Origin of the sequence: uncultured Spongiibacter sp., from assembly GCF_964011655.1 — a bacterium.
GTDB lineage: Bacteria > Pseudomonadota > Gammaproteobacteria > Pseudomonadales > Spongiibacteraceae > Spongiibacter > Spongiibacter marinus.
The window spans coordinates 78717-103363 of the sequence record NZ_CAXGPO010000007.1; the positions used below are offsets into that span (position 1 = coordinate 78717).

The 24647-nt window shown below is 57.3% G+C and carries 23 protein-coding genes; all 23 read left to right on the forward strand.

Annotated elements, in window-relative coordinates; all coding sequences use genetic code 11:
- Positions 1-20: 20 nt before the first annotated feature.
- The 23 genes from ABNS66_RS05540 (at position 21) to ABNS66_RS05650 (ending at position 24643) form a co-directional block, all read left to right on the forward strand.
- Positions 21-1715, forward strand: a complete 1695-nt coding sequence (locus ABNS66_RS05540) for a bifunctional protein-serine/threonine kinase/phosphatase (RefSeq protein WP_286839207.1) — start codon at positions 21-23, stop codon at positions 1713-1715.
- 401 nt (positions 1716-2116) lie between these two features.
- Positions 2117-3316 carry an alginate export family protein gene (locus ABNS66_RS05545; RefSeq protein WP_286839205.1) on the forward strand — a complete coding sequence of 400 codons (1200 nt, stop codon included), beginning with the start codon at positions 2117-2119 and terminating at the stop codon, positions 3314-3316.
- 155 nt (positions 3317-3471) lie between these two features.
- Positions 3472-4842 (forward strand): UDP-N-acetylmuramate:L-alanyl-gamma-D-glutamyl-meso-diaminopimelate ligase, encoded by a 1371-nt coding sequence (mpl, locus tag ABNS66_RS05550; RefSeq protein ID WP_286694608.1) that lies wholly within the window; start codon positions 3472-3474, stop codon positions 4840-4842.
- Between the two features lie 2 nt (positions 4843-4844).
- Entirely contained in the window at positions 4845-5444 is a 600-nt protein-coding gene (locus tag ABNS66_RS05555) for a flavin prenyltransferase UbiX (protein ID WP_286694607.1), read from the forward strand.
- A 60-nt stretch (positions 5445-5504) separates the two neighbouring features.
- Positions 5505-8162 carry an MMPL family transporter gene (locus ABNS66_RS05560; protein ID WP_286839202.1) on the forward strand — a complete coding sequence of 886 codons (2658 nt, stop codon included), beginning with the start codon at positions 5505-5507 and terminating at the stop codon, positions 8160-8162.
- Positions 8152-8754, forward strand: coding sequence for an LON peptidase substrate-binding domain-containing protein (locus ABNS66_RS05565; protein ID WP_286839199.1), 603 nt, complete (start codon positions 8152-8154; stop codon positions 8752-8754). The genes ABNS66_RS05560 and ABNS66_RS05565 overlap by 11 nt, the downstream gene beginning before the upstream one ends.
- 51 nt (positions 8755-8805) lie before the next feature.
- Positions 8806-10125, forward strand: coding sequence for a glutamate-5-semialdehyde dehydrogenase (locus tag ABNS66_RS05570; RefSeq protein WP_084498004.1), 1320 nt, complete (start codon positions 8806-8808; stop codon positions 10123-10125).
- A gap of 6 nt (positions 10126-10131) precedes the next feature.
- Complete coding sequence (nadD, locus tag ABNS66_RS05575) at positions 10132-10806, forward strand: nicotinate-nucleotide adenylyltransferase (RefSeq protein ID WP_286839197.1); 675 nt, start codon at positions 10132-10134, stop codon at positions 10804-10806.
- Entirely contained in the window at positions 10806-11168 is a 363-nt protein-coding gene (gene rsfS, locus ABNS66_RS05580; protein ID WP_286694603.1) for a ribosome silencing factor, read from the forward strand. The genes nadD and rsfS overlap by 1 nt, the downstream gene beginning before the upstream one ends.
- A complete protein-coding gene (rlmH, locus tag ABNS66_RS05585; RefSeq protein ID WP_286694602.1) occupies positions 11158-11625 on the forward strand; it encodes a 23S rRNA (pseudouridine(1915)-N(3))-methyltransferase RlmH in 468 nt (155 codons plus the stop codon). Before rsfS ends, rlmH begins: the two co-directional genes overlap by 11 nt.
- 3 nt (positions 11626-11628) lie before the next feature.
- Positions 11629-13494: a penicillin-binding protein 2 gene (gene mrdA, locus ABNS66_RS05590; protein WP_286839195.1), complete on the forward strand. Its 1866-nt coding sequence runs from the start codon at positions 11629-11631 to the stop codon at positions 13492-13494.
- Entirely contained in the window at positions 13491-14636 is a 1146-nt protein-coding gene (gene rodA, locus ABNS66_RS05595; RefSeq protein WP_027873963.1) for a rod shape-determining protein RodA, read from the forward strand. Before mrdA ends, rodA begins: the two co-directional genes overlap by 4 nt.
- Positions 14637-14744: 108 nt before the next feature.
- The gene (mltB, locus tag ABNS66_RS05600; protein WP_286839248.1) at positions 14745-15704 is read left to right on the forward strand and encodes a lytic murein transglycosylase B; all 960 of its coding nucleotides are present in this window, start codon (positions 14745-14747) and stop codon (positions 15702-15704) included.
- Positions 15701-16519, forward strand: a complete 819-nt coding sequence (locus tag ABNS66_RS05605; RefSeq protein WP_286839192.1) for a septal ring lytic transglycosylase RlpA family protein — start codon at positions 15701-15703, stop codon at positions 16517-16519. Before mltB ends, ABNS66_RS05605 begins: the two co-directional genes overlap by 4 nt.
- 52 nt (positions 16520-16571) lie before the next feature.
- A complete protein-coding gene (locus ABNS66_RS05610; RefSeq protein ID WP_286839190.1) occupies positions 16572-17732 on the forward strand; it encodes a D-alanyl-D-alanine carboxypeptidase family protein in 1161 nt (386 codons plus the stop codon).
- 10 nt (positions 17733-17742) lie between these two features.
- Entirely contained in the window at positions 17743-18012 is a 270-nt protein-coding gene (locus ABNS66_RS05615; protein WP_027873959.1) for a DUF493 family protein, read from the forward strand.
- Positions 18012-18683, forward strand: coding sequence for a lipoyl(octanoyl) transferase LipB (gene lipB, locus ABNS66_RS05620; RefSeq protein ID WP_286839187.1), 672 nt, complete (start codon positions 18012-18014; stop codon positions 18681-18683). Before ABNS66_RS05615 ends, lipB begins: the two co-directional genes overlap by 1 nt.
- A gap of 25 nt (positions 18684-18708) precedes the next feature.
- On the forward strand, positions 18709-19692 hold the full coding sequence (lipA, locus tag ABNS66_RS05625; protein WP_204996325.1) for a lipoyl synthase: 984 nt from the start codon (positions 18709-18711) through the stop codon (positions 19690-19692).
- 605 nt (positions 19693-20297) lie between these two features.
- A complete protein-coding gene (locus tag ABNS66_RS05630; protein ID WP_286839183.1) occupies positions 20298-20729 on the forward strand; it encodes a hypothetical protein in 432 nt (143 codons plus the stop codon).
- Between the two features lie 453 nt (positions 20730-21182).
- Positions 21183-21647 (forward strand): GNAT family N-acetyltransferase, encoded by a 465-nt coding sequence (locus ABNS66_RS05635; RefSeq protein WP_286839181.1) that lies wholly within the window; start codon positions 21183-21185, stop codon positions 21645-21647.
- Positions 21648-21749: 102 nt separating this feature from the next.
- Positions 21750-22106: a hypothetical protein gene (locus ABNS66_RS05640; protein ID WP_286839179.1), complete on the forward strand. Its 357-nt coding sequence runs from the start codon at positions 21750-21752 to the stop codon at positions 22104-22106.
- A 189-nt stretch (positions 22107-22295) separates the two neighbouring features.
- Positions 22296-23012: an RNA polymerase sigma factor gene (locus tag ABNS66_RS05645; RefSeq protein ID WP_348655241.1), complete on the forward strand. Its 717-nt coding sequence runs from the start codon at positions 22296-22298 to the stop codon at positions 23010-23012.
- Positions 23013-23956: 944 nt separating this feature from the next.
- Positions 23957-24643 carry a hypothetical protein gene (locus tag ABNS66_RS05650; protein ID WP_286839175.1) on the forward strand — a complete coding sequence of 229 codons (687 nt, stop codon included), beginning with the start codon at positions 23957-23959 and terminating at the stop codon, positions 24641-24643.
- The last annotated feature ends 4 nt before the right edge of the window (positions 24644-24647 follow it).

Below are 24647 nucleotides of genomic sequence, written 5' to 3' on the forward strand. Positions count from 1 at the left end.
ACCTGGATGGTGGACTGAAATTGAGCATAGCCCAGCGCAGTAGCGCTGGGCTTAAGCCGTTTAATGAGGACAGTCTCGGCGCGCGAGTGCCCGAGGGTTCACTGCTGACGATCAAGGGCGCCGTCGCGGCTATTGCCGATGGTGTGTCGGCGGCCGAGGCGGGCAAAGAGGCGGCGGAAAGTTGCATTACCGGCTTTCTGAATGACTACTTTTCAACGCCCGAGTCATGGTCAGTGAAGCGCTCCGCGCAACAGGTATTGAATGCATTGAATCGCTGGCTGTTCGCCCAGGGTCAGGGCTATGCGCAGGCGGAAAAGGGCTATGTGTCCACCCTGAGTGTGGCGGTATTTAAGTCCCAGCTCGCCCACTTGTTCCATGTGGGGGATAGCCGCATATACCGGCTTCGCGACGGCGCGCTGGAGCAGCTAACGCGCGACCACGCTCGGCGAATCTCTCCGGAGCACGCGTATTTGACCCGGGCAATGGGGCTGGACGTCAATCTCGATGTCGACTATCGCTCAGTCGATATCTGCTGTGGGGACCTGTTTTTACTTTCTACCGACGGTATTCACGACGTGCTGCCTGACGAGCAGATTCGCCAGCGCCTTGCCGAGGCGTCCGGTGCGCTGGAGCCCACCTGCGAGCAGTTGATCGACGATGCATTGGCCGCGGGCAGCAAGGATAACCTCAGTTGTCAGCTGCTGCGTGTAGAGGCGCTGCCGCTGGCCGATGCCGACGATGTTTATCAGCAGCTGAGTGCCTTGCCATTCCCGCCGCCGCTGCCGCCGGGTGCCGTGGTCGACGGTTTGCGTATTGAAGAAGAGCTTCACGCCAGCCCGCGCAGCCAGTTGTATCGGGTTGTGGATACTCGCAACCAGCGCCAGTTAGTGATGAAAACACCGTCATTGCTGTACTTGGATGACCCGGCCTACATCGAGCGCTTTGTGCTGGAGAGCTGGATCGCCAAGCGACTGGAGCATCCGGCTGTTGTGTCGGTGGTTGAACCGCCCCAGCGTCCAAGCTGTTTGTACTACCTTGCTGAATATATTCCCGGTCAGTCGCTGGCGCAGTGGATGGCCGCGCGCGACCGATCGGCCGTGAGTGAGGCGGTGGCGGTGCTTAGTCAGTTGGCCAAGGGCCTGCAGGCTATGCATCGGCGCGATACCCTCCACCAAGACATTAAGCCCGACAATGTAATGATGGACGGTGACGGCAGGGTGCGCATTATCGACTTTGGCAGCTGTCATGTGGCTGGCTTAGCTGAGATCGCGGTGCCGTTAGAGCGTGATCATATTCTGGGTACCGCGCAGTATTCAGCGCCGGAGCACGTATTGCGCAAACCGCCGAGTGCGCGGGCTGACCAGTTCTCCCTGGCCGTCGTGGCCTTTGAAATGCTCAGTGGAACCCTGCCCTATGAGGGCAAGTTGGAGCAGTGCCGCAGCGCCGGTGATTACTCGCGCCTGCAGTACGTCTCTGCCAGTGATTACAACCCGCATATTCCGTATTGGATGGATCGCGCGCTAAAGCGTGCGTTGAGTATTAACCCCGACCTGCGGTATCACGACATCGCAGAGTTTATGCACGATCTTCATCACCCCAACCCCAGCTATCAGGTCAGGGAATTTCAGCCCTTGGTTCACCGCAACCCCCTGCGGTTTTGGCAGGGGGTCAGCGCCGTCTTGCTCGTGGCGCTGCTATGGAGCTTGAGCCGATAGCGAAGGGCTTTTGCTGGGCAGCGTGGCGGCATGCAGTATTGTGGTGCGCCAAACCAGTCGTTTGCACACGTTTACAGGCAATATTTTAGGGCGCGGTCGTCTTGTAATGAGGCACCGCTAAAGACGCGTCGTCGTGTTTTGGGGCGGCGCTGGCTTTCGAGGTTTTTTGAGCGAGTTATTTTTCGCTAACGCATTGAAAATTATAAAAATAAATTAATTGTTTTGATCTCTTCGCGGCTGGCATACCGCTTGCTAAATCTTCCTGCGATGGGCGATGTCGCCCAAACCGAATGCCCACAATAATAGGTGTTAGAGATAAACGGCGTTCTCAATTCGGCCTGATGGTCGTGGTGCTGCCGGCCTTGTGTCGGCCGATAAAAAATAGTGTAGGAGAGAACTGCATGAGAGTTATTGCAAACGCCGTACTGCTAGGAGCCGTGGCGGCAACCTTGCCAGCCACCTCATTTGCCGATTCCCTTGCCGACGCGTTGGCAAACGGCAAGGTGTACGGTGACTTTAGGCTGCGTTATGAAGCGGTGAGCCAGGACAATGCCCTGGATGATGCCAGTGCCCTTACCCTGCGTAGCCGGCTGGGATATCAGACCGCCGCCTATCAGGGTTTTTCCGCGCAACTGGAGTTTGAGGATAGCCGCATCGTCGCGGGAGAGGGCGAGTTCAGTGCGCCGCCAGCCGGGTATAAAGCCGGGCAGCACTCGGTGATTGCCGACCCGGAAACAACCGAGCTGGATCAGGCCTTTCTGCGCTACCAGCACGGTGGGCTAACGGCCAAATTAGGACGACAGGTTATCACCTACGATGGCCATCGATTTGTCGGGCACGTGGGTTGGCGTCAGGATCGCCAGACCTTTGATGGCATCTCACTCAACTATCAAGCCAACGATGCATTGTCGCTGAGCTACGCCTACCTGGGGCAGCGCAATGGCATCTTTGCCGAACAGGCGGATAAACAGGCTAAAGATCACCTGTTAAACCTGCGTTTCAACAGTGCGGTGGGCGCGGTGACGGCCTATTCCTATTTGTTGGAACTGAATGAGGCGGGCGAAGACCGTCTCGATACCAGTGGTGTGAGCGTGAAGGGGGCGAAGCCCCTGGCTGAGGCAAAGCTGCTATACCACGCTGAGTTCGCTCGCCAGCGGGCCGACACGCCGCTGCTCGATGCCGATGCGGAGTATATGCTGCTTGAAGCCGGGGTCGCCGCCGCGGGTTTAACCGCGAAAGTTGGCTACGAGGTGCTGGGCAGTGACGACGGCAGCTACGGCTTTGCCACGCCCCTAGCGACGCTACATAAATTCAACGGCTGGGCCGATATTTTTCTCAAAACACCGGCCGGCGGTTTAGTTGACCGTTACGCCTCGCTGGGCGGCAGTCTTGCCGGTGGGAAGTGGGCGCTGATTTATCACGACTACCGCGCCGACGATGACGCCGCGGGTGCCGATGCCTACGGCAGTGAAGTTAACGCGGTGTACAGCCGAAAATTTGCCAAACACTATTCGGTGGGAGTGAAGTACGCCGCCTACTCAGCCGATGAGCTGGCAGTCGATACCGATAAGTTATGGTTTTGGTTGGGCGCGGCGTTTTAACCCTGTTGCGCTCGCTTTTGCGCAATGTCATAGCCGGCCTCTGGCCGGTTTTTTTATTGCTTGAGCGTATTAATGGTAGGCGCAAGCCAGCCGTAGAGCTTACTCGGGTGCAGTGATACCATGCCCAGCTAAATTCGACGGCCGAAGCACGAGCAATGCATATTCATATCCTTGGTATCTGCGGAACCTTTATGGGCGGGTTGGCCATTCTTGCGCGCGAGCAGGGGCACCGCGTTACCGGCTCTGATGCCAATGTGTATCCGCCGATGAGCACCCAGCTCGAAGCCCAGGGTATTGCGCTGATGGAAGGCTACGACCCGGCGCACCTCGACCCCGCGCCGGACCTTGTGGTGGTGGGCAATGCCATGTCGCGGGGCAACCCGGCCGTGGAATATGTTTTAGAAAGAGGTTTGCCCTATACCTCGGGGCCGCAGTGGCTGAGCGAACATGTGTTGCAGGGGCGCTGGGTGCTGGCTTGTTCCGGCACACACGGCAAAACCACCACCAGCAGTATGTTGGCGTGGATATTAGAGAGTTGCGGCTATGAGCCGGGCTTTTTGATCGGCGGTGTGCCCGCCGACTTCGGACTGTCTGCGCGTATCGGCAAGTCGGACTTCTTTGTGATCGAAGCCGATGAGTACGACAGCGCTTTCTTTGATAAGCGCTCCAAGTTTATTCACTACCGTCCGCGCACCTTGATCATTAACAACCTGGAATTCGATCACGCCGATATTTTTGATGACCTGCACGCCATTCAGCGTCAGTTTCACCACGTGGTGCGCACCGTACCCGGCAGCGGCCGCATTATCACCCCGGCGAGCGTGCCCGCTATTGAAGAAACCCTGGCAATGGGTTGCTGGAGTGAGCGCGAGCAGCTGAGCGTTAGCGGCGATACTGCCGAGTGGCAGCGTGGTGAATGCAGTGAGGACTACTCGCAGTTTCGCGTGCTGCATCAAGGGCAGGATCAGGGGCAAGTGTGCTGGCAGCACACCGGCGAGCACAATGTGGCCAACGCATTGGCTGCCATCGCGGCGGCGCGGCATGTCGGTGTCCTGCCAGCTGACAGTATCGATGCGCTCAGTCAGTTCCAGGGCGTGAAGCGCAGAATGGAGCTGCTCGGCTGCGTAGACGGCGTGTCGGTCTACGATGATTTTGCCCACCACCCCACCGCCATTGAAACCACCTTGCAAGGCCTGCGCGGTCGTGTGCAGAAAAACGGGCGAATTATTGCCCTGATAGAACCGCGCTCGAATACCATGCGTATGGGCATCTACAAAGACCGCCTAGCAGCCTCGACGGCCTCGGCAGATCGCGTTATTTGGTATCAGCCACCCGGACTGGACTGGTCGCTTGACGGCGTGATCGCCAACAGTCCCGTGCCCGCCGAGTTAAGTCGCGACCTCGATGCCTGTCTCCAGCAGCTTGTCGCCATGCTGCGCAGCGGTGACCACGTGGTCATCATGAGTAACGGTGGCTTCGGTGGTATTCATCAGCGCCTGATGACGGCGCTTAATAACAGGGCCTAATTATGAAAGCGGTAACCTTGGCAATGACCGGCGCATCGGGCGCGCAATACGGTTTGCGCCTGCTCGAATGCCTGCTGGCCGCGGGCTGCCCGGTTCACTTTATGATCTCCAAGGCGGCGCTGTTAGTCGTGGCAACAGAAACCGACGAGCCCCTGCCAGCCAAACCCCAGGCCCTGCATAAACATCTGGTGGAGCGCTTTGGTTGCCCGCCCGATCAGTTGCAGGTGCACGGGCCGGAAGATTGGATGGCCGCCGTGGCCTCGGGCAGCGGCGCGCCAACCCGTATGGTGGTCTGCCCAGCAAGTACCGGCACCCTGTCAGCCATTGCCTGTGGCGCCAGTAATAATTTAATTGAACGCGCCGCCGATGTTGTGCTCAAAGAGCGGCGTCAGTTAATTTTGGTGACGCGAGAGATGCCCTTGTCGAGCATTCATCTGCAGCATATGCTCAGCCTCAGCCAAATGGGCGCGACCATTATGCCGGCGTCGCCAGGCTTTTATCGGCGCCCGACAAGTGTGGATGAGATCGTCGATTTTGTCGTCGCGAGAATATTGGACCACCTCGACGTAGCGCAAACGCTGCTGCCGCGCTGGGGTGAATAACGGCCGTTACCGGCCCGGACGCAGAGACCCTGCGCCCGATAATGACAATAAGGAAACACCATGACTGGGCGGCTTGCCAACGCATACCAGACACTGATTCTCCGCAATGCTACCTGGGTGTTGCTGCTGTTGATGGCGGTGACCGGATTCCTGGGTAGCCATATACCCGCGATGAAGCTCGATGCTTCCTCCGAGGCTTTGGTGCTGGAAGGGGATACGTCGCTGGAGTATTTCCGCGAAATCAGCAAGCGCTACCAGACCGAGGACTTCTTGCTGGTCACCTACCAACCCGAGGGCGACCTGTTCGCGCCCCAGCAGCTGGAAACCATCGCCAAGCTGCGCGATGACCTGGCGAAGCTGCCGCGGGTGTCGAGCATTAATTCTATTCTCGATGTGCCCTTGTTGCAGAGCCCGCCAGTGAGCCTGGGTGATGTCACTGCGGGTGAGATTCCCACCCTGGGCGACGGCACTGCCAATGTCGACATGGCGCGCGAGGAGTTTGCCAACAGCCCTATTTATCGTTCGCTGCTGACCAGCCCCGATGGTACGACCACCGCGCTGCAGGTGAACCTGCAGCGCGACCAAAAATTCTACGAGCTGCTGGACGCCCGCGATGTGCTGCGCGCCGACGCGGCGCAGCGCCCCCTGACCCTGGACGAGCAGGCAAAACTCGAGGCGGCCGAGCAGGCCTTTGATGACTACGTCACCGAAATTCACGGCCGCCAGGAAGCGCTGGTTGCGCAGGCGCGAAGCGTGCTCGACAACTACCGCGACGGCGCCAAATTGTTCCTCGGCGGTGTGCCAATGATCACCGTGGATATGATCGACTTTGTAAAAAGCGATCTGAAAGTGTTCGGTACCGGGATATTGGTGTTCATTGTGGTCTTACTGGTAGTGATTTTCGGCAGCCCGCGCTGGGTGCTGATTCCGCTGCTGAACTGCGTGGCCACGGTCACCTTCATGCTGGGGCTGCTGGCCTTTATGGACTGGCGGCTCACGGTTATTTCCGCCAACTTTGTCGCGCTGCTGCTGATTATTACGCTGGCCATCACCATCCACTTGGTGGTGCGCTACCGGGAAATTTCGGCGCTGTCGCCGCAAAGCAGCCAGCTGCAGCGAGTGAGCGACACCGTTCGTCTGATGGCGCGGCCCTGTATCTACACCGCCCTCACCACGCTGGTGGCCTTTGCGTCACTGGTGGTCAGCGGTATTCGTCCGGTCATTGATTTCGGTTGGATGATGACCATGGGGGTGATGGCGGCGCTGATACTCAGCTTCCTGGTTCTGCCCTGTGTACTGATGCTTTTGCCCGCCCGCGAAGAGAAAAACGGCGCCGGTGGCGAGGGCGCTTTTACCCGCTATTTTGCTGTTGCTACCGAGCGTTTTGGCGGCACCATTGTGGTGGTGTCGGTAGCCTTGCTGGCGGTGAGTGCCTGGGGTATTTCACAGCTTAAAGTGGAAAACCGCTTCATCGACTACTTCCACGAAGACACCGAAATTTATCAGGGCATGGAAACCATCGATGCCGAGCTGGGCGGCACCATCGGGCTGGATATTATTCTCAATCGCCCGAGTGAATCGTCCGCGCCGACGGTTGCCGACGGTGCGCCTGCCGCCAATGATGCCCCGGTCGACAATGCCGCCGCCGAGCAAGCGGGCGAGGAATTCGATGCCCTGTTTGGCGACGCCGAATTCGACGAGGCTGACGACAGCTTTGCCGCTGAGCAGGGCGACGACTTTGCCGATGATTTCGCTGGTGACTTCGATGCGGGCTTTGACGATTTCAGTGCCGGCGACGATTTTGGCGGCAGTGCTGCCAGTCCCCAGAGCGAGTGGTTTACGGTGGCGGGCATGCGCCGTATTCAAGAGGTGCACAACTATCTGGACAGCTTGCCCGAGACAGGCAAAGTACTGTCCCTGGCTACCTTCTATGAGCTGATGCAGATGATTATGGGGAATGTCGACGACCTGCAATTGGCGCTCGCTCAGCGCTCACTGCCGACGTCGATCAGCAGCATTCTGCTCGATCCTTATTTGTCTGCCGAGGTGGATCAGGCGCGGATTAGCCTGCGGGTGAAGGAAACCAGTCGCAGCCTGGAGCGCGATGCCTTTCTTAAGGAGGTGCGCAGGCACCTGATCGACGAGCTGGGTTTTGAGGAAGAGCAGGTGCGCCTGACGGGCTTGCTGGTGCTCTACAACAATATGTTGCAGAGCCTGTTTACCTCGCAAATTTTGACCTTGGCAGCGGTGTTCGTCGCCATCCTGGCAATGTTTATGGTGCTGTTCCGCTCCTTTAGTCTGGCGATGATCGCGCTGACGCCAAACCTGCTGGCCGCCGGTGCAGTGCTTGGGGGGATGGGGCTGGCCGGCATTCCGCTGGATATGATGACCATTACCATTGCGGCGATCACAGTGGGTATTGGGGTCGACGACACCATTCACTATGTGCACCGCTTCCGGGATGAATTCCCCCGCGACCGCAACTACCTGCAAACCATGTATCGCTGCCACGGTAGTATCGGCAAGGCGATGTACTACACCTCGGTGATTATCGTCTTTGGCTTCTCCATTCTGGCGCTGTCGAACTTTACCCCGAGCATCTACTTCGGCTTGCTCACCGGTCTGGCAATGATCGCTGCGCTCATGGGCGCGATGTTGCTGTTGCCGAAATTGATACTGATGATTCAGCCACTGGGGCCGGAAGGTAATGCACGCTGAGCAACAAGACCACTACCCACTGTTTCCGCTGGGTGGTGTGTTATTTCCCGGTGGCCGCATGGCGCTGCGTATCTTCGAGCGCCGCTATCTGGATTTGCTGCGCAATACCCTGCGCGACGACGGCCACTTTGGCATTGTTCACCTGCACGCCGGCAGTGAGGTGGACGGTAAGGGCGATGAGCCGCGTATCGCCGCCGTGGGCTGTCAGGCCCGGGTCGTGGACTGGGATCAAACCGAAGACGGTTTGTTGTCGGTGGTGGTTGAGGGCGGCCCGCGTTTTCGCCTGCTGCACAGCTACCGCGACGCCGCCGGGCTGAATCGCGGCCGCGTTGAATGGCTCAGCGAACAGGCGGATATTCCTCTGCCAGAAGAGGCTGAAGAGTTGTCAGCCTTGTTGGCGCAGTTGTTGGAGCACCCCCATGTGCAGCGCATGGGCTTCAGTGCCGAGGTGAGCGGTACCGGTGAGCTGGTTAACCGCCTTGCCCAGTTATTGCCGCTCAGTCCAGAGGATGTGTATCCGCTGCTTGAGATAGACGAACCGCTGCACCGGCTAGACGCCCTGCACGACCTGCTCGAGAGCCTTTCACAATAGCCAGCCTCTGCATCGCCACCGATAGTGAGTGCCGCCGCATTCCGGTATACTGTGCGTTTTTTCCGCCCCAGCACGGGCGGGCAGTTCGCGCAGTATTCAAGGGGATTCGCGTCGATGGAAGTCAAACAGTATATGCAGCAACTCGGACAGCAAGCGCGCGCGGCTTCGCGGGTGTTGGCCGCCGCCGATAGCGGGGCAAAAAACCGCGCGTTACTGGCCATTGCCGAGGCGGTAGATGCTGCTCGGCAAACCATTGCTGACGCTAACAAAAAAGATCTACAGGCCGGTGAAGCGGCGGGCCTGGATGCCGCATTATTGGACCGTTTAGCACTCACGCCGGCGCGTATCGACGGCGTGATCGAAGGCCTTCAACAGGTGGCGGCGCTGCCCGACCCCGTTGGTGCCATCAGCGACATGAACTACCGCCCCAGTGGTATCCAAGTGGGTAAAATGCGCGTGCCCCTCGGTGTGGTCGGCATTATTTATGAGTCGCGCCCCAATGTTACCGCCGAGGCAGCAAGCCTGTGCTTGAAGTCGGGCAATGCGGCAATTCTGCGCGGCGGCTCCGAAGCTATTCATTCCAATCAGGCGCTGGCGGCGTGTATTCGTCAGGGCTTGGCGGTGGCCGGGCTACCTGAAACGGCGGTGCAAGTGCTGGAAACCACCGACCGCGCCGCCGTTGGCGAGCTGATTACCATGCCCGAATACGTGGATGTGATCGTTCCCCGTGGCGGCAAGGGCTTGATCGAACGCATTTCGCGTGATGCTCAGGTAACCGTGATCAAGCACCTCGACGGCATCTGTCATGTTTATATCGATGATGCTGCCGATGCCGACAAAGCCCGCGCCATTGCCCTGAATGCCAAGGCCCAGCGGTTTGGCACCTGCAATACTATGGAAACACTGCTGGTTGCCGAGAGCCGCGCCGAAGAATTACTGCCCGGCATCGCCGAAGATCTGCAAGCCGCTGGTGTTGAGCTGCGCGGCTGCCCGCGCACCCGTCAGGTATTGATGGGCGCCGTTGAGGCCAGCGAAGAAGACTGGGCGACAGAATATCTGGCGCCGATCTTGTCGGTGAAGGTGGTGGCCGGTATCGATGAGGCGATGGACCATATCGCCCAGTACAGCTCAGGCCATACCGAATCCATTGTTACTGAGAACTACACCCTGGCGCGTCGCTTCCTGCGCGAAGTCGATTCCAGCTCGGTAATGATCAATGCCTCCACGCGTTTTGCCGACGGCTTCGAATACGGCCTGGGCGCCGAGATTGGTATTTCCACCGACAAAATTCACGCCCGTGGCCCGGTCGGTCTGGAAGGACTGACATCGCAAAAATGGGTGGTGTTCGGCGACGGCCATGTGCGGAGCTAAGCACCCTTGACGGCACCTCTGCGCAAGCATTGTTTGGTATTTGGTGGCACCTTTGACCCCATTCACCACGGCCACTTGCGCTCGGCGATTGAGCTGCGCGAGTTGCTGCAGGCCGACGAACTCAGGCTGATGCCCAGCCACCAACCGCCGCTGCGCGGCCGCCCCGGCGGCACGGCCCAGCAGCGATTGGAAATGGTGCAATTGGCCGCCGCCAATGAACCGGGGTTTATTGTTGACGACCGCGAGCTCAGCCGCGATGGCGCGTCCTACACCGTTGATAGCTTGAGCGAGCTGCGCGCTGAACTGGGCGACGGCGTTGGTTTGACGATGGTGATGGGCAGCGATGCCTACGCTAAGCTGCACCGCTGGCACCGTTGGCAGTCCCTGCTTGATTACGCCAATGTCTGGGTGATCGAGCGCGCCGACCATCCACTGCAGGCCGATGGCGAGGTTGCTGCCGCAATGGACGCGCGCCGGCTCGCCAGCGTTGAGCAATTGCGCACGCGCGCTGCCGGTGGTTTTTTCAGCAGCCGCCTGATCCAATTACCTATTTCCGCCACCGATATTCGCGCCCGCGTTGCTGCCGGGCGCTCTATTCGCTACCTGCTGCCCGATGCTGTGGCAGAGCGTATCGCCCATTGGGGGCTTTATCAGAACATGCAAACAGGAACACAAAGTTAATGGCCGTTGAGCAATTGAAAACGCTGGTGATCGACGCACTGGAAGAAGTAAAAGGGCGCGATATTACGACGCTGGACGTACGCGGAATCAGCGGCGTAACCGACTACATGGTGGTGTGCAGTGGCACCTCGAATCGCCACGTTAAGTCGCTGGCAGACAATGTCTGGGTAGAAGCCAAGAAAGCAGGTTTTACCCCAATGGGCATGGAAGGTCAGCAGACCGCCGAATGGGTGCTGGTTGATTTTGGCGATGTGGTTGTACACGTGATGCTGCCCGAAGCGCGTCTGTTCTACGACCTTGAGCGGCTCTGGCAAGTACCGGCGGCAGACGGCGAATCAAGCGACGGCGGCGATGAGAGTTAGCCTGCTCTGTATCGGCGGCAAAATGCCCGACTGGGTTGAGGCCGGTGTGGCGGAATACCGCAAGCGCCTGCCTCAGGAAATCCAGTTGGATATTCGCGAATTGCCGCTGGCCAAGCGTGGCAAAAACACCGATATTCGCCGCGCTATTGCTCAAGAGGGCGAGGCGATGCTGGCGGCCATTCCCCGTGGTGACAAGATCATCGCGCTGGATGTAAAAGGCCGCTCTGTCAGTACCGAGTCGCTGTCAAAATCCCTGGCGGCGTGGCGCATGGAGGGCGATAACGTCAGCATACTGGTCGGCGGTCCCGACGGTCTGGCTGCGCCCTGTCTGGCGGCGTCCAGTGAAAAATGGTCGATGTCGGCAATGACCTTGCCGCACCCACTGGTGCGGGTTATGTTTGCCGAGCAGCTCTATCGCGCCTGGACTATCCTAGCTAATCATCCCTATCACCGTTGAGTCATGGCCACCATACCCCGACGCCAGACCCTAAAAAACACCTACCGCGAGCGCTATGTTTACCGGCGCCGAATGTTTGTGTGCATTGTGTTATTGATGGTGATGACCGGGGTGTTGGTGTCGCGCTACACCCAGCTGCAAATCCTCGACTACGACATTTACAAAACACAGTCTGACCGCAACCGCATTCAGCTGATGCCGATAGCGCCCAAGCGCGGCCTGATCTTTGACCGCAATGGTATACTGCTCGCGGAGAATATTCCCAGCTATACACTCACGGTGATTCGCGAGCGCGTTGACCAGCTGGATGAAACGCTGGCCATTATTGGCGAGCTTATCGAACTCAGCGACGACGATATCGAGCAATTTAAAAAACGCCTGCGTCGGCGTCGGCCCTACGAGGAAGTGCCGCTTAAGTTCCGCCTCAGTGAAAAAGAGATCGCCATTATTGCCGTCAACCGGCACCGCATTCCCGGTGTCGATGTCGACGCCCAGCTGGTGCGCCACTACCCCCAGGGTGAGTTATTTGCCCATGTGCTGGGTTACGTAGGCCGGATTAGTGAGCGCGAGCAAGATGCCATCGACCCTGTTAACTACAGCGGCACCCACCACATCGGCAAAATTGGTCTGGAAAAATACTACGAAGACCTGCTGCACGGCACCGTCGGCTACCAAAATGTGGAGAGCAATGCCCACGGCCGAATTCTGCGCGTGTTAGAGCGCCACGACCCGCTGCCAGGCGGCGATATTCAACTGCATATTGATGCGCAGGTGCAGAAAGTTGCCTACGACGCCATGGCCGGACGGCGCGGCGCCGTGGTGGCCATCGACCCCAAAACCGGGGGCGTGATCGCCATGCTCAGCACGCCGAGCTACGACGCCAATTTATTTGTTGGCGGCATTAGCGGCAAAGACTACCGCGCCCTGCAAAACGACAACGACCTGCCGCTGTACAACCGCGCCTTACAGGGCCAGTACCCGCCGGCCTCTACCGTAAAACCCCTATGGGCGCTGGCCGGTATGTATTACGGCGTGGTAACGCCGGCCACGCGCTACGCTGACCCAGGTTTTTTCAGTCTGCCCAACGACACCCGGCGCTACCGCGACTGGAAGCGCGGCGGCCACGGCGCCTCGGTGAATATGGATCAGGCCATTGCCGAAAGCTGCGATGTGTACTTCTACGAGCTGGCCTACAAGCTGGGCATCGATCGCCTGCACGATTTTGGCACGCGCTTTGGCTTGGGGGATGTCACTGGCATCGATAACACCAATGAGCGCGGCGGGCTGTTGCCGTCGCGGCAGTGGAAGCGCGACACCCGCGGCAGCCACTGGTACCCCGGCGAAACCATCAACGTGGGCATTGGGCAGGGCTTTATGTTGGCAACGCCGCTGCAAATCGCTGTGGCCACCTCGGTGCTGGCCTCGCGCGGCGAACTGCGTGCACCGCGGCTGTTAGCCGCCGTCGGTGGCGAGCCGGTTGAGGCACCGCTGCTTGGCAAAATGGAAGATGTCCCCGAAAGCCAGTGGGATGCGATCCAGCATTCCATGGAAGAAGTGATTTACGACGTGCGCGGCACCGGTCGCTCGCTGCGCAACGGTCTGCAATATCGCATGGCGGGTAAAACCGGTACCGCTCAGGTGATTAGTATTGCCGCTGGGGAAGAGTACGACTCGGAGTCCCTGGAAAAGCGCAAGCGTGACCACGCCCTGTTTGTTGCCTACGCCCCGTCGGAAGACCCGCAAATTGCCGTCGCCGTGATTATTGAAAACGGCGAGAGTGGCGGCGGTGTGGCCGGGCCGGTTGCGCGCGCGGTGATGGACGCGTATTTATTAAATTCGCCGGATGTGGCGAGCGGAGAGCAGCAATGAGCCAGTCCGATTTTCTGCGCCAGTTGCCCAGTGGCGCAGGCCCTATGTACAGTCAGCGCACGCTGTCCCAGCGCCTGCGTATCGACCCGGTAATGTTGTTCCTGCTGTTGTTGTTAAGCGGTGTGGGTTTGATGGTGCTGTACAGCGCCAGCGATGAAAACGCTGCGGTGGTGTTGCGGCAGGGTCGCTTCCTCTCCGTTGCCTTTGTGGTGATGGTGCTGGTGGCCCAGCTTCACCCGGAACAGTTACAGCGCTGGGCGCCGTTTGCCTTTATTGGCTGTATTTTACTGCTGATCGCCGTGCATTTTATGGGGGTTGGCGCGAAGGGCGCGCAGCGCTGGTTGTCGCTTGGCGGTTTTCGCTTTCAGCCCTCGGAGTTGGCAAAACTGATTATGCCGATGACCGTGGCCTGGTACTTGTCGTCGCATCCACTGCCGCCGAGCTGGCGCTATACCGCGGCGAGTTTGGTGATTATTTTTGTGCCCACCGTGCTGGTTGCCACTCAGCCCGATCTGGGAACCTCTATCCTGATCGCTGCCTCGGGCATGTTCGTGCTGTTTTTGGGGGGCATTAGCTGGACCTTTATCTTCTCCGCCTTCGGCCTGCTGTTGGCCGCCGCGTGGCCGATGTGGGAATTTGTGCTGCACGACTATCAGCGCCGCCGAATCCTGACGTTGCTAAACCCAGAGAGCGACAAGCTGGGCGCGGGTTGGAATATTATTCAGTCCAAAACCGCCATCGGTTCCGGCGGCTTCGAGGGCAAGGGCTGGCTAATGGGCACCCAGTCCCATCTGGACTTCCTGCCGGAGAGTCACACCGACTTTATTATTGCGGTACTCGCCGAAGAATACGGCCTGCGCGGGGTGTTGCTGCTGTTGCTGTTGTACGCCTTGATCATCGGTCGCGGCATCTGGATCTCCACCCAGGCAAAACATTGCTTCGGTCGCTTATTAGGCGGGAGTATTATCCTAACTTTCTTTGTCTACGTATTTGTAAATATGGGCATGGTCTCCGGGCTGCTGCCAGTGGTGGGTGTGCCCCTGCCGCTAGTTAGTCAGGGCGGTACATCATTGGTGACATTGCTGGTGGGTTTTGGCATCTTGATGGGGATTTATGCCGACGAGCGATTGGTGCATCAGTAAACGCGCTATCGGCCGCTGTTCACGGGCCTTCAATAAAAGAGAGAATACACAGTGATTTTACGCAAATTGATTTCTTCGCCGCTGCGCTGCCTTGCTGCCGCCGTGGCTATGTCGACGCCGCTGCTGGCGTCGGCCGATTACAGCCAGCACGATAAGGCCGCTGAATTTGTCGACAAAGTGGTCGAAAAACACAGCTTTGACCGCGACTGGGTGATCAATATTCTGCAGCAGGCAGAAAAGAAGCAATCCATTATCGACGCCATGGAGCGGCCGGCAGAGTCGGTAATGACCTGGGCGCGCTACCGCAAAATTTTTATTCAGGACTCGCGCATCAAACAGGGCGTGAAATTCTGGCAGGAACACGCCGACACGCTGGCGCGGGCGGAAAAAGAATTTGGCGTTCCCGCTGAAATGATCGTCGGCATTATCGGTGTGGAAACCCGCTACGGCCGCAATAAAGGCAGCTACCGCGTGGTGGATGCGCTGGCGACTCTGGGTTTCGACTTCCCCCGCCGCAGCACCTTCTTCCTCGGCCAGTTGGAGCAATACCTGTTAATGGTACGCGAGCAGGACTTTGACCCACTGAGCTTCAAAGGCAGCTACGCCGGCGCAATGGGTTATGGTCAGTTTATTCCCAGCAGCTATCGCGCCTACGCCGTCGACTTCGACGACGACGGCCAGGCAGACATAGTGAACAATCCCGTTGATGCCATCGGCAGCGTTGCCAACTACTTTGCCGAACACGGCTGGCGCAAAGGTGAAACCGTAGTCACGCCAGCGGTATTGAGCGAGCCAGTAGATGAAACCCTGTTTAATGCGGGCCTGAAGCCGGTAAAAACCCTTGCCGAGTTGAAGCTGGGCGGTATCAGCAGCAATCAAGCGCTGGATGAAAGCATGAAGGCCACGGCAATGAAGTTCGACGGTGCCAAGGGCGACGAGTACTGGGTAGGGCTGAAAAACTTCTACGTGATTACGCGCTACAACCACAGCTCTATGTACGCATTGGCCGCGCACCAGCTTAGCCAAAAAGTGGCCGAGGCCTACCGCAGTGAAGTCGCGCAGAAATGACGCGACGCTTACCTTATGGCCTGCTGTTGTTACTGCTGCTGCAGGCCTGTAGCCAGCCGGCAATTCGTCAAAGCGGGCCCGTTGAACCACCGGTAACACCCACCGAGAACGACGGCGCACCGCTGCACGACGTTGACCCAAATAGTCTCGCCGATGCCACGCCGCGCCCGGAAATCATCCGTATGGCCGGCAACAGCAACCCCTACAAAGTGCTGGGAAAAACCTACCACTTGGTGGACGACCACCGCGGCTTCAAACAGCGCGGCATCGCTTCATGGTACGGCACCAAGTTTCACGGCAAAGCCACCGCCAATGGCGAGACCTACAGCCTCTACCAAATGTCGGCGGCGCATAAAACACTGCCCATTCCGGTGTATGTGCGGGTGAAAAATTTGGAAAATGGCCGCGCAACAATTGTTCGCGTGAATGATCGCGGGCCATTCCATTCAGACCGCATTATCGACCTCTCCTATGCTGCCGCGGTTAAGCTCGGCTTTGCGCGCAAAGGCACGGCCGCAGTGGAAATTGAGGTGATTGACACGGATAATATCGACGGCGCAGAAAAAGCCGCTGCCGATTACTATTTGCAGGTGGCCGCTTTCTCGCAGCTGGACTCCGCCCAGGCCCTGAAAGATGCACTCGGCGCCGGCATGGCCTACCCGGTATCCATCGCGAGTCAGGCGTCGTCGGAGCCGGTGATTCACCGCGTGCGCATCGGCCCGCTACCGGATTACGCAACGGCACAGGCGGCGCGCAAAGCGTTGCGCAGTCGTTGGTCTGGTGAACCGCAGTTACTGGTCGACGAGCGTCAATAGAGCGTCGTCGCGATAAATTAGCTAACGAAAACTCATCGAAAAAGGTTTTGTTTTGAAACGCTTAGTGTTCTTGATTGTCTCCGCCCTGGTCTTTGCCAGTCACGCTGCCGCCCAGCAAAGCCTGGTGCCAGCGCCACCGGCTATCTCCGCGTCTGGCTACTTGCTAATGGACGCCGACAGCGGAGAGGTATTGATTGAACACAATGCCGATGAGCGCCTGCCGCCCGCCAGCCTCACCAAACTGATGACCAGCTATGTGCTGTCATACGAGCTGGAACAAGGCCAGGTGAGCAACAGCGACCTGGTTACCATCAGCAAAAATGCCTGGGCGCAAAACCCCATCTTCACCGGCTCGTCGCTGATGTGGATCGAAGTTGGCAAGCAAGTCACCCTTGGGGATCTGCATAAAGGTGTGGTGATCAGTTCGGGTAACGACGCCAGTGTTGCCGTGGCCGAATATCTCGCCGGCAGCGAAGATGCCTTCGCCGGCATTATGAATCAACACGCGCAAATGCTGGGTTTGGAAAACACCCACTTTGTGAACTCCCACGGCTTGCCCCACCCCGAGCACTACACTTCGGCGCGCGACCTGGCCATTCTGGCGCGGGCGATCATCGACTTCCCTAATGAGTACGCGCTGTACAGCGAAAAAGAGTTTGTCTACAACAACATCCGCCAGAACAATCGCAACGGCCTGTTGTGGACGGACCCCAGTGTCGACGGCCTGAAAACCGGCCATACCAATGAAGCGGGTTACTGCTTGGTGACCTCCGCCAAGCGTGAGGGCATGCGCCTGATCTCCGTGGTAATGGGCGCTTCCAGTGAGCGGGTTCGCGAGCGCGAAACCCAAAAGCTGCTGTCTTACGGCTTCCGGTATTTTGAAACCCACCACCTGTATTCGGCCGGCACTGAGCTGACCAAGGCCAAGGTGTGGAAGGGCGGCAGTGCCGATGTGGCGCTGGGCGTGCAAGACGATGTCTACCTGACCATTCCCCGCGGCAAGGCCGATGACCTGGATGCGCAGTTAATTGTTAACGAGGTGCTTACTGCGCCCATCGCCGCCGACAGTGAATACGGCGAGCTGCAAGTAAGCCTGGACGGCAAGTTGGAAGTCAGCGTACCACTGGTGGCACTGGAGTCAGTGGAAGAGGGCAGCATCTTCAAACGCCTGTGGGACAGCATCGTGCTGTTCTTCCTGAGCCTGGTGTCGTGAGGGTAAGAGCATGACGCAGCAAGAGCCACCGAAAATTGAATTCCCCTGCGACTATCCCATTAAGGTGATTGCCGACAATCACGAGGAAGCGCGGGGCAAGGTACTGGCGGTGATGGAACAACACGCCGCGCCACTGGCCGAAGGCTGTGTTACCGAGCGGCTGAGCCGCGAAGGGCGCTTTATGTCGCTCACCGTGACCATTGTGGCCACCGGCAAAGACCAGCTTGAGCGCATCCACGTAGACCTGAAGGCGACCGGCGTCGTTAAAATGGTAATGTAGTGAGCGAGAAAATCCTCTATCAGCGCCGCTTGGCCGGGCTGCAAGACTACCAGCCAGTGTGGCAGGCCATGCAGGCCTATACCGATCAGCGCGATGCCGACAGCCCCGATGAACTGTGGTTTTTAGAACACCAGGCGGTATTTACACAGGGGCAGGCTGGCAAGGCCGAACATATTTTAATGCCCGGCGACATTCCCGTGGTGCAAGTGGATCGCGGCGGCCAGGTTACCTACCACGGCCCCGGCCAGTTGGTGGGCTATGTGCTTATTGATCTGCGGCGGCTCGGTATTGGCGTGCGTGACCTGGTTACCGCCATTGAGCAAAGCATTGTCGACGCCCTTGCCGAGCTGTCCATTGCCGCTCACCCGCGTGCCGACGCCCCCGGCGTTTATGTGCAAAGCGGCGCTAAAATTGCCCAATTGGGCCTGCGTGTGCGGCGCGGTTGCAGCTTTCACGGCTTGAGCCTGAATGTCGATATGGACCTGTCGGTGTTTCAGCGCATCAACCCCTGCGGCCATGTCGGTATGGAAGTTACCGACATTCTTCGCCAGGCACCGCAGCAAAACAGAGACATGGCAAGGCTGATGGACAGCCTGTCGCGTCAACTAGCCACGCGTCTGGGCTACAGCAGTAGCCCCGTGCTGGACGACAATCAACTACCCGAGCTGTAGTCGCAGCCCGGCAGAGGTAATAGCAATGAGCGAGACAAGCCAAGGCCAAAAACGCCCCGCCGCCAAAAAAGTGGTGCAGGGCGAAAAACTGCGCGGCGCCGAAAAAGTCGCCCGTATTCCGGTCAAGGTCATTCCCTCGGTCGAACTACCGGTTAAACCGAGTTGGATTCGCGCCAAGCTGCCCGCCAGCCCGGAAATCAGCCGTATTAAGCAAATTCTGCGCAAGCACAAACTCGCCTCGGTATGTGAAGAAGCCGCTTGCCCCAACCTGGGTGAGTGCTTCAGTGGCGGCACCGCCACCTTTATGATCATGGGCGAAATCTGTACCCGTCGCTGCCCCTTCTGCGATGTTGCCCACGGCCGCCCCAACGCCCTGGACGAAAACGAGCCTCGCGAGCTGGCCGAAGCCATTGCCGAAATGCAGCTGAAGTACGTGGTCATCACCTCGGTGGACCGCGACGATCTGCGCGACGGCGGCGCCCAGCACTTTGCCGACTGCATTCGTGAAACCCGTCAGCGCAGCGAAGGTATTCGTATTGAAGTGCTCGTACCCGACTTCCGTGGCCGCATGGATGTGGCGCTGGATATACTCGAGCAAGAAGCGCCCGACGTGTTCAACCACAACCTGGAATCGGTACCCAGCCTCTACAAAAAAATCCGCCCGGGTTCCGACTACCAATGGTCGCTCGACCTGCTCAAAAAATACAAAGAGCGCCGCCCCGACGTGCTTACCAAGTCCGGCCTGATGCTTGGCCTCGGTGAAACCGCCGACGAGCTGATTCAGGTAATGAAAGACATGCGCGCCCACAACATCGACATGATCACCCTCGGGCAATACCTGCAACCCAGCCGTGACCACCTACCCGTGGACCGCTTTGTTACCCCCGAAGAATTCGACGAATTCGGCCGCATCGCCGAAGAACTCGGTTTTAAAAGCGTTGCCAGCGGCCCGATGGTGCGCTCCTCGTACCACGCCGACAAACAAGTCGATCTTAGCCTGCTGAAGTAACTCAGCCCTCAGCAAGCAAGCCACTCAAGGGGCTACGCACACCGTGCGCGCCCTGCTTTAACCACCTAGCCCTGCTGGGTGGTGCTAGCCGTAAAAATAATGAAAGACTTGATCCCGTAGCTGCACGACTTTATCGTACGTAAGCAATAGCGACGCACAAGCATGTGCCCCCGTAATGACCGAAGGAATGGTAACGCACTCACAATGACAATCCCTGTCTGTAATCTGCACGCATACCCCGGTAAATCCTTCTTGACAGTGACATGGCCCAGTTATTGGTCGCGACCAAACCAGGGTTCAAAATACTCTATAAAAAAACAATGCATTAATATTAGAACGATGAAAACGGAGAGCTTCAAAGGGCTGGAACTTGGATCAATGAATGAGCTTCGAGTTACTCTGTCTTGGTATATTGATAATTACTACAACACGCAGCGAAGACACTAGGGGCTGGGATATAAGATCCCTAGTGACTACGAACAACGCGCGGCGCGGACGCATTAATGGTGGCGTCTACTTTTTAGGGGGAGCCTCCCGCCCGTGCTTTAGGCGTTAGACGGTGCCGTAGCGCCTCATCTACGGCTCAACATAGAGGAAAGAAAGAAATGAAGAAGTACGCTCTTGCTTTTGCAATGATGTTCTCGGTTGGTGCTTACGCTGCCGAATCTGCTGGTGTCACAGGCATGGTTATCACCAACAACACAGTCGAAAACAACAACTTTACTTATCCCCAGAACATTCACACCGTGTATTTCCCGAACGATCCATCTGAGGGTGCCATATTGCTGGCTTATATTGCATACAAAAAAACTGGAACCCATCAGCCATCTGTTGAGATCACAGACAAGAACGGCAAATACTTAGATCGTTGCACATTCGATCCGAGTAATGTCACAAAAACCCCATGGACTCATACGATTACTTGCCGCTGGGGTGGGCGTCAATCTGACGGCGGGCTCTATTTCACCATTTATGACAAGTTCGGCGGCAAGCAAGAAAAAATTGGCGAGTTGTTCTTGGCAGCAAAACCCCAATGACATCGACTGATAAAGGTGTGGGGCACAATAGATTTCAGCGCATGATCGAAAATTTCAACGACAGGCCTCTTGAAGAAATCACCAAGCACCTTGACAGACTCGGTATATCAACAGCATTCATTGCTGGTGCTGCTGCCGTTGCCAAATACAGCGACAAGGTGTTGCCTGCCTGTCCAGTGGCGGCAAAGATTGTTGCTGTAATTCTGGTGTTTGTTTCTCATTGTCTGGGTTGGCTTCGGGGCTTGGGTCGGGTTAGCAAAGATGGAATCTGGCCGTCTGAGAGGCCATCTTGGTGGTTTGCTATTTTTGCTTGTGTCCGTCCTGGTCGGTGTTGGAGGAATGTTTGCAGCCATATCCGCCTAACAAACGCTTCGAGCGGGACTGTCCAAAAGCGGGCTTCGCCTGCTTGCGGCCAGCCCCTCAAGCTGTACGTTACATGGTGAAGCCAGTCTTATGATTGCGGTGAAACTTAGGGGTCTTCATCACCAAGATAGAGCGGCTGTAGTAGCCATGCTTCGCGATCCGAAGGTGATGAGGTTTCTTGGGCCCCGTCGCGCCCTGACAGGAGATGAGGCGGATTCATGGTTCAAGAGTGTGCTCGCTAATCCTGCGCGGTTCGCCGTTGCCAGGGCAGATACTGATGAATTCATCGGGTTCTGCGGCATTAAGCAGATAGATGGTGTTTTCGATTTCGGCTACTTCATCAGATCGGAATTTTGGGGTAACGGCATAGCTACCAGAGCATGCAGGCTGGCAGTTGAGAAACTGGCCGCCGATATCGATTTAGAGACAGTCCAGGTTTTTATTACGGACGAAAATGTTGCTAGCAAAAAGGTAGCCGAAAAATTGGGTTGGCAGGCCATATATAGTGGCCCTAAGGATGGAGAGCATGGCCGATACTATCGAATCACCATGTAACAAGGCGGTCAACCGAACGCCAAAAGCGCGGAGCTTTTGGGTCCCTCCGCTGGTGCTCCGGTACCGGTTACCTCGGCGTTAACTGTACAAACAAGGAAAGATGTGAGAATCATCAAAGTATTCCCTTTTCTTATACTGTGGCCGGGATGTGTCGGCCCATTGGTTCCGGTAAAAAATATGGATGAAGTTCCTCTTCAACTTAAGCGGGAAGTTCTTTCCATGCCCATTTATAACGAAAGCCAGCTTTTCCAAAAGCAATACAGCGTCATAAATATTGTTGAAGGTATTTCATGTAAGAACAAAACATGGGAACCCGCTGCAACTAAAACAGATGCCATAAACCAAGCTAAATACTGGGCGTACGAAATGGGTGCAGATGCTCTCTTAAACATACAGTGTGATCACCCAAGAAGCACAACAATATATAATTGTTGGGAGAGCATTACGTGTGCTGCGTAGGCAATTAAGGTCAGTGAATAAACAGTTAACAAAGCGCTCAAGCAAGGTGTAGTGGCGCAGGTCCATGGAATAGCGCGGAGTTGCCTACATTACTCAGGGGAGTCCAGCGCAGCAGACAACGAGCGGGAACGCAGCGCAACGTTGGGGCATCAAATGGCTAGATTCGATAGCCTTCAGGGAGGTATGCACTTGAAACCCATTTTAGCTACGACACTTGCTAACCTCTCAGAACGAGAATTAGCTGCGCGCCTTGCCGAATGCGATACCAACGCATTGGAGGTATTGATGCGTCGCTACAACCAATCGCTCTATCGTGCGGCGCGCAGTATCTTGAAAAACGAAGAAGAAGCCGAGGAGGCTGTACAAGATGCCTATTTGAAAGCCTACGGCGCCATTTCTAATTTCCGCGGCAATTCCAAACTCTCAACGTGGCTAACACGCATCGTTATCAATGAAGCGCTGGCGCGCCAGCGCAAACAGCAACGCCGAACGGCGATTATCCCCATTGACTCGGATGCAGGGGTATATTCAACTATTACCGAGGGTGCCACCATGTCGGACGCAGCTTCAGCTAATCCAGAACAGGACGCGCAGCGCATCGAAGTGCGCCGCCTGATCGAACGGAATATCGATAAATTGCCCGACGCCTTCCGTTGTGTGTTCGTCCTGCGAGCTCTAGAAGAAATGACGGTTGAAGAAACCGCAAGCTGCTTGGATATCCCCGAAGCCACTGTTAGGTCGCGTTATTTTCGAGCCCGTGGCCTGATGCGTGAAGCCATAGTGCGTGAAATTGACCTCAACCACGAAGATGCCTTCAGCTTTGCCGGCGCGCGCTGTGACCGCATCGTTGCTGGCGTACTAGCGAGATTGGCCGAGCACGCGAGCAGTAAACCAACGGCTTCGTAAACCGGTCGCATACGGGAACGCCAGCGCGGCTACGGTCATCCAACGACATGAAGCACAAGCCGTAAAGGGCTGCGCACCGTCAACCAGAGAGGTTCGCCATGCGTCGATTTATCATTGCTATCGGATACCTTGTCTTCGCCTTACCCACCTAAGCCGCCGATCCGGAGGCAGGAAAACGTAAAGCGGCTAGCTGTGGCGGTTGCCATGGCTGAGCGGGCATCAGCAATAATCCGGCCTGGCCGAATCTGGCCGGTCAGAAAGAACAGTACCTGTAAATCCAGTTGCGCGCGTTCCGCGATGGCACCAGCAGCAACCCGATAATGAACGGCATGGCCAAGTCCCTGACCGACACAGACATCGAAAATCTCGCTGCGTATTTTTCGAGTTTGACGCGGGAATAGTTGATTTGGTCAGGTCCGCAACCCCCACCGCAACTTACGGACAAGGCGAGGCTACCTTTCAGGCCGCCGGTTGCGAAGCTGGCATCCGCAAATTGGTGGATCACTTTTACGACATCATGGCCTCCGAGCCGGCGTATCAACGCATCTACGACTGGTATCCGGATGATATTACAGCGCGCGATAAACTGGCGCGTTTCTCAGCGGTTGGATGGGTAGGCCACGTTGCTACCAGAAGCGCTGTGGGCCCATCAGCATTCCGGCCGTTCACCAGCATCTGCCGGTCACAGCCACCGAGCGCGATATGTGGCTGGGATGCATGGCGCGGGCGCATACGCAGCAGGATTATCCGCAGGCATTACGCGACTACCTCATGGAGCAATTCTCATTCCCTGCCGAACTCATCCGCCGTCGTTGCGAGACGGAATAGTCCCCGCATGTCGAAAACCTTGCGGGAACGCCACAGGCGCTCATGTCATCTCATGGTCAGAGCCCGGCTCTGTATTTGAAGTATCACCGTTTGATTATCCCCTCAGGAGGGACACCATGACATACCCGATTTGCTCCAACAACCCGATGCGCCGCCATCGGTCATTGACCGGCAGTCTGGCCATTGCGATTGCTGTCGTATTGCCCGCCACAATGACAGCTTGTGCCAGCACCGATGATGGCGACCATCAACAGGTCGGCAGCGCACAACATGCAGCGCCAATGAACATGTTTGGTGGTGCCTCCTATCAGGGTGAACCGGTCCTGGTGGTTACTGCCGCACTGGTGCGAGCCGGGGGAGGCGCTGACAACTTCAGCTTTGCAAAAGCATTGGTTTCCATGTTGGGTGAGGAAACCTTCAACGCCGAAGTTGCCAAATTGACACAGCAATATGGCGAAGCCGAGGTCAAGACCTTTATTGGTGGCATGGACCTAGCTATCAACCTAAGCCTCAAACATGCTACCCAGGCTGGCGTAAGCCTGCCTGAACCCGCCCCGCTCAGCGGTGTGGAACTGGCGAAAGCTCTCGTCAATGCCGGCACCGCACCGGACGGGGCGTTCTGGAGCGGTTACCTCTTTGACAAGGCGGTCTCCAACCCGATTCACCATCAGGTCATGGTGGATATCAACAATTCCGCGGGTTACGAAGCGGACTTGGTTACCCACAAAATTTTAAACCAGGCAATGTATGACGTGGCACAGGTGTTGGGAATCAGCCATGTGAAACTGGCGAGCCTGCACTAGTGCC